Below are 1,459 nucleotides of genomic sequence, written 5' to 3'. Positions count from 1 at the left end.
GGTTTTTAGTAACAATGTGTTTTTTAACTCCTCATAGATTGCTCTTAACGAGGCCTCGCTAAATCCTGTGCCAACATTACCATTGTAGATAAAATTTCCCTCTTTATCATAAAGCCCTAAAAAGAGCGAGCCAAAGCAATTTCGTGAATTTTTAGGCGGGCTGAACCCCCCAATAACAAACTCTTGACGTTTTAGACATTTAACTTTTAACCATGATTTAGAACGTCTTGTAATATAGGTGCTGGTTGCAAATTTGGAAACAATACCTTCTAAACCCAAATCGCAGGCATAGGCAAAAATCTCTTTACCCTCCCCCAGGATATAATCACTAAAATGCAAATTAGGTATTTTAGATGTTAGTAAAGGTTCTAATAAGGCTTTCCTGTCTAAAAGGGAAAGAGAACGCACATCCCATTTATCATAATAAAGTAGGTCAAATACATAATAAATAAAAGGTGAATTATCGTCTGAGTCCAAGGCGTTTTGTAATAATTGAAAACTTGATCTATTTTGTTCATCAAAAAGGACAATTTCGCCATCGAGGATCAGTCTAGTTATAGGTATTTTCTCAATAGCTTTCATGATAGTTTGAAATTTAGTGGTCCAATCTTTATTATTTCGCGACATGAGACGTACTTGTTTGCCATGCTTAAAAGCAATAATCCGATAACCATCCAACTTAATTTCATGTAGCCAATTCTCACCTGATGGTGGTTTACCCACCAGGGTGGCTAATTGTGGTGAAATTGTTTCTGGCATACTAGCGGATGGCAGATTAATATGGATTTTTTGGTTTTTAGGTTTTTAACCCGGTCTTGGTCCAAATGGCTTGATAATTTTTTCAATTTCCTCGATTGATTGTTGGCTAAGAACACTCTTGGTTTCTTCGGTAGTAATATCATAATCATCTTTTCGGGCATAATTGTCCTTATATTTAATAAGAAACCAGGATTTATCTTCTTTTTTGAACCGGATTAAATCCCATCGACCTCCAAGTTTTTCTGCATGCAATTCAAAACGTAGGTGTCCTTTTTTATAAGCTTGCAGGGGATTTTTATCCAGCGATTCCCATTCTCCTTTGTCCCAGAGCATCACGGTGCCTCCACCATACTCTCCTTTGGGAATAATGCCCTCAAAGTTGCCGTATTCGATAGGGTGATCCTCAACGTGTATGGCTAAACGTTTGACACTCGGATCTAAAGAAGGTCCTTTGGGGATTGCCCAACTTTTGAGAACACCATCTAATTCGAGACGAAAATCATAATGAAGATGAGAAGCTGCATGCTTTTGGATATAAAAGCGGTGTTGCTGGTAATGATGTACGTTCCCTTTAGGCTCAGAAGTTTTATTAAAATTCCTTTTTTGATGGTAACGCTCCAAGCTCATAATATGTGGTTCCTCTAAACAAAAACCACCCTGGGGTGGTTATTGCTCTTGGTTAAAATAGGCAAACACCTTT

The 1,459-nt window shown here is 37.7% G+C and carries 2 protein-coding genes; both read right to left on the bottom strand.

Annotated elements, in window-relative coordinates:
- Positions 1-759 (bottom strand): non-homologous end-joining DNA ligase (gene ligD, locus BN58_RS25815; protein WP_198009910.1); only part of this gene is annotated, 759 nt, incomplete at its 3' end.
- Between the two features lie 45 nt (positions 760-804).
- The gene (locus BN58_RS14470) at positions 805-1,386 is read right to left on the bottom strand and encodes a DNA polymerase ligase N-terminal domain-containing protein (protein ID WP_019217433.1); all 582 of its coding nucleotides are present in this window, start codon (positions 1,384-1,386) and stop codon (positions 805-807) included.
- Positions 1,387-1,459: the final 73 nt, after the last annotated feature.

The organism is Legionella tunisiensis, from assembly GCF_000308315.1.
GTDB lineage: Bacteria > Pseudomonadota > Gammaproteobacteria > Legionellales > Legionellaceae > Tatlockia > Tatlockia tunisiensis.
Note: the sequence above shows the minus strand (reverse complement) of the source record. Positions and strands in the feature narration are given on the sequence as shown.

What these genes read in the sequence shown, in the direction of transcription:
- BN58_RS14470 (WP_019217433.1), bottom strand. Translation starts at nt 1,386, where the DNA reads ATGAGCTTGGAGCGTTACCATCAAAAAAGGAATTTTAATAAAACTTCT.